Origin of the sequence: Nocardiopsis synnemataformans (assembly GCF_965343085.1) — a bacterium.
Lineage (GTDB): Bacteria > Actinomycetota > Actinomycetes > Streptosporangiales > Streptosporangiaceae > Nocardiopsis > Nocardiopsis alborubida.
In genome coordinates, this window is record NZ_CBDRFA010000147.1 from 1 (window position 1) to 4,714 (window position 4,714).

Here is a 4,714-nt window from a genome sequence, read left to right on the forward strand (position 1 = left end):
TGCGTGCGCGGTTGATGTCCTCGGCGCGGCGCGGTGGTGCGATGGCGGCCGTTGGTGCGACCGAGGAGCGTGTCACCGAGGTCATTGACGCTCTGGGAGTGGCTGGTGTTGTGGGTGTGGCGGCGGTCAACGCTCCGGATGCGGTGGTGGTCTCGGGTGATACTGAGGCCGTTGAGCGGGTGGTTGCCGAACTCGCGGGGGCGGGGTGCAGGACGCGGCGGTTGACGGTCAGTCACGCGTTCCACTCCCACCACATGGACGCGGTGCTGAAGGAGTTCGCCGAGGAGATTTCCGGGCTGGGCTACGCCGAGCCCTCGATCCCGGTCGTCTCGAACGTGACCGGCCGCGTCGCCGAGACCGGGGAGCTGACCGATTCCGGGTACTGGGCTCGTCATATCCGTGACGCCGTTCGTTACGCCGACGGAATCCGTGGTCTACAGGAGCGCGGGGTCTCCGCCTTCGTCGAGATCGGCCCCGACAGCGCGCTTATCTCCCATATCGACGCCACGCTGAACCGTTCGGAACAGGGGCAGAGCATCCCCGTGGTGGTCTCCGCCCAGCGGCGCGACCGCTCGGAGACCGTCGCCCTGGTCACTGCGCTGGCCGCCGCCCACACCGGCGGCCTCGGCCTGGACTGGAAGAAGGTGTTCGAGGACCTCACACCCCGGAAGGTGGCCCTGCCCACCTACGCCTTCCGACACCAGCACTACTGGCCCGAGCCGTCCCGACAGCCGTCCGTGGTCTCCGACGATCCTGGCAACACGGTGGACTCCGTGTTCTGGGAGGCGGTCGAGGGGCGGGACGCGAAGGCCCTGGCCGCGGAGTTGGGGGTCAACGGTGAGGTCCAGTCCTCACTGGACACCGTCCTGCCCGCCCTGTCGGAGTGGCGCCAGCGTCAGCGGGAGCAATCCACGGTTCAGGGCTGGCGCTACGACATCACGTGGAAGCGGTGCTCCGATCCGGGACCGGTACACCTGGACGGGGCCTGGATCCTCCTCACCTCCGACAACGCCGATGACGAGGAGTCCACGGCCGTCGCCGACGCACTGGTGAGGAACGGCGCCCGGATACTGCCCGTCGCCCTCACCCCGGAGCAGGCCGCCGACCCCGCGGCCCTGGCCGAGCGCCTGCGCAGCGTGTTGGCCGGGTCCGCCGACACCGACGCGCAGCAGGGCCTGTCCGCGGCCGGAGTCGTGTCACTGCTGGGAATGGACGAGGGAGCGCTCCCGGGGTACCCGGATGTCCCGATCGGGCTGGGCGGCACGATCACGCTCTGGAAGGCCCTGGCTGACTCGGGTGTGGATGCCCCGGTGTGGGTGGTGACGCGGGGGGCGGTGTCGACGGGTTCCGCTGATGTGTTGGACAGTCCGGTTCAGGCTCTGGTGTGGGGTCTGGGCCGTGTCGCGGCGCTGGAGTATCCGGAGCGGTGGGGTGGTCTGGTGGATCTTCCCGCGCGGCCGGATGGGCGGGCGCTGGACCGGCTGTGCGCGGTTGTGTCTGGTCTTGATGGTGAGGATCAGGTGGCGGTGCGGGCTTCGGGTGTGCACGTGCGTCGTCTGGTGCGGGCTTCTCGTCCCGCGCCCGGTGCGGTGTGGCGTTCGCGTGATACCGCGTTGATCACTGGTGGCACGGGTGGTCTGGGTGCGCGTCTGGCGCGGTGGCTGGTGGCCAACGGGACCGGTCACGTCGTGCTGGCCAGTCGGCGGGGGCCGGAGGCTCCCGGGGCCGAGGAGTTGCGAGCCGAACTCGAAGGGTTGGGGGCCCGGGTGACGATCGCTGCGTGCGACGCGGCCGATCGGGAGGCGTTGGCCGGGCTGATCGAGCGCGTCGACACCCCGGAGTCGCCGTTGCGCACCGTCGCCCACACCGCGGGCGTCATGCACGAGTCGACCCTGGTCGAGCAGATCTCCCTCGACGAGGTCGCGAAGGTGTCCGCGGGCAAGGTGACCGGTGCGCAGAACCTGGTCGACCTGCTCAACCCGGGCTCCCTGGACGCCTTCATCCTCTACGCCTCGGTGTCCGGGGTCTGGGGTGTGGGGACGCAGGGCGCCTACGCTGCGGCCAACGCCTACCTCGACGCGCTGGCCCACCACTGCCGCGACCGCGGGATACCGGCCACGTCCATCGCCTGGGGTCCCTGGGACGAAGGCGGGATGATCGCCGACACGGAGTCCGCCGAGGTGATCCTCCAGCGGCAGGGCATCCCGCCCATGGCGCCCGAACCGGCCCTGAGCGCGTTGCACCAGGCCCTCGGCGCCGGCGACACGTTCTCGGCGGTCGCCGACCTGGACTGGGAGCTCTTCGCGCCGACCTTCACCCTCACGCGCCCGAGTGCCCTTCTCCGGGACCTTCCCGACGCCTCCCGGAACTTCTTCGACGATGACCCCGCACCAGTGGACACCGAGCACTCGGAACTCACCCAGAGGTTGGGCGGAATGTCCGAGAGCGACCGGCGTGAGGCCTTGCTCGACCTCGTGGTGACCTACGCCGCCGCTGTCCTGGGCCATGCCTCGGCCGAGACCGTTCCGGTCGACCAACCGTTCCAGCAGCTGGGATTCGACTCCCTCATCGCGGTCGAGTTCCGAAACCACCTCACCAACGCGACCGGGCTCCACCTGCCGGCCACGCTGGTCTTCGACCACCCCACTCCGACGGCGGTGGTCGACCACCTGGACACGGAACTGTTCTCCGGCACGGAGGAAGCCCCGACGCTCGGTGACGGAGACGCGGAAACGCGCCGTCTCCTCGCCTCCATCCCGATGGCCAAGCTACGGAGCGCAGGTCTCCTGGAGTCGCTCCTGCAACTGGCCGACTCCTCCGGTGAACCGGCGGGGGCGGGCGAGGAGGAAATGGAGGCGATCAGGTCCGCGGACATCGACACCCTCGTGAAGAGGGCGCTCCCCGGAACCGATCTGTGACGCGCCTGGAATTCGAAACGTGGAGTTCATGATGGAAAAGCCCTCCGACAAGATCGTCGAAGCCCTCCGCGCGTCCCTCCTGGAGAACGAGCGGCTGCGCAACCAGAACCACCAGCTCATCCAGACCTCCGAGGAACCCGTCGCCATCGTGGGAATGGGGTGCCGTTATCCGGGCGGAGTGAACTCTCCGGACGAGCTGTGGAAACTCGTCTCCGAAGGCGTGGACGCGGTGACGGAGTTCCCGACCTCACGTGGCTGGGACACGGAAAAGCTGTACGATCCCGACGCCAAGCGGCCGGGGACCACTTACACGCGGGAGGGCGGCTTCCTCCACGAGGCCGACCGCTTCGACGCCGCCTTCTTCGGTGTCAACCCGCGTGAGGCGTTGGCGATGGACCCGCAGCAGCGGTTGCTGCTGGAGACCTCGTGGGAGGCCCTCGAACACGCTGGAATCGATCCCACCTCGCTCAGGGGATCAGCCGTCGGAGTCTTCGTCGGAGCCAACCGGCAGGAGTACGGGCCCTCTTATCGGGAAGCCACGGACGAACTGGCCGGTTACCTGGTGACCGGTGTCTCCACAGCCGTCGCGTCCGGCCGTATCGCCTACACGTTCGGCTTCGAGGGACCCGCGCTCACGGTCGACACCGCCTGTTCGTCGTCATTGGTGGCGCCGCACCTCGCGATCCATGCGCTGCGCAGGGGAGAGTGCGAAATGGCGCTGGCCGGCGGCGTCGCGGTCATGGCGACCCCGGCCGGTTTCACCGAGTTCAGCCGCCAGAACGGGCTCGCGCGCGATGGCCGGTGCAAGGCGTTCGCGGCCGGTGCTGACGGCATGGGAATCGCCGAAGGCGCGGGTGTCGTCGTGCTGGAGCGACTTTCCGTCGCGCGTCGCAAGGGACACCGTGTTCTGGCGGTGGTCCGGGGTTCCGCGGTGAACCAGGACGGGGCGAGCAACGGGTTGACGGCTCCCAACGGTCCGTCCCAGCAGCGGGTGATCCGGGCGGCTCTGGCGAACGCCGGTCTGGTTCCCGGGGACGTGGACGCGGTGGAGGCGCACGGGACCGGGACGAGTCTGGGCGACCCGATCGAGGCGCAGGCACTGCTGACGACCTACGGGAAGGACCGCTCCGAGGCCCAACCGCTGTGGCTGGGGTCGGTCAAGTCCAACATCGGACATGCCCAGACAGCGGCGGGCGTCGCGGGTGTGATCAAGATGGTCCAGGCGATGCGGCACGGGGTGTTGCCCCGGACTCTGCACGTGGACGAGCCCACTCCTGAGGTGGACTGGGAGTCCGGTGCGGTGTCCCTGTTGACCGATGCCCGTCCCTGGCCTGACAGCGGGCGTCCGCGCAGGGTGGGAGTGTCCGCCTTCGGGATCAGCGGTACCAACGCCCACCTCATCCTTGAACAGGCACAGGATCCTGATGAGGGGCAACGCGAGGATTCCGAGACCACGCCAGCGACGGGCGCTGTCGAGGCGCCTGTCGTAGTCCCGTGGGTGGTGTCGGGTGGTTCGGGTGAGGCGCTGCGTGCGCAGGCGGGTCGGTTGGCCGAGCACGTGCGCGCGAACCCGGACCTGGACCCGGTGGATGTGGGCTTCTCGTTGGCGACCACGCGCGCCCACCATGCGCATCGGGCGGTGGTGACGGGGGCCACGCGGGAGGAACTGCTGGCTGGTCTGGACGTCCTGGCCGGTGGTGATGCGGCGGCTGGTGTGGTGGTGGGGGAGTCCCATCGTGCCGCCAGGACCGTGTTGGTGTTTCCGGGTCAGGGGTCGCAGTGGGTCGGGATGGGGC

At 69.3% G+C, this 4,714-nt stretch carries 2 protein-coding genes; both read left to right on the top strand.

The genetic code is table 11. The features are described from left to right. Window positions 1-41 precede the first annotated feature (41 nt). Window positions 42-2,918, top strand: coding sequence for an SDR family NAD(P)-dependent oxidoreductase (locus ACSIH6_RS38995; RefSeq protein WP_435113860.1), 2,877 nt, complete (start codon window positions 42-44; stop codon window positions 2,916-2,918). Window positions 2,919-2,949: 31 nt separating this feature from the next. After that, on the top strand, window positions 2,950-4,714 hold a 1,765-nt coding region (locus tag ACSIH6_RS39000), incomplete at its 3' end, for a type I polyketide synthase (RefSeq protein WP_435113858.1).

What these genes read in the sequence shown, in the direction of transcription:
- ACSIH6_RS38995 (WP_435113860.1), top strand. Translation starts at nt 42, where the DNA reads ATGGCGGCCGTTGGTGCGACCGAGGAGCGTGTCACCGAGGTCATTGAC.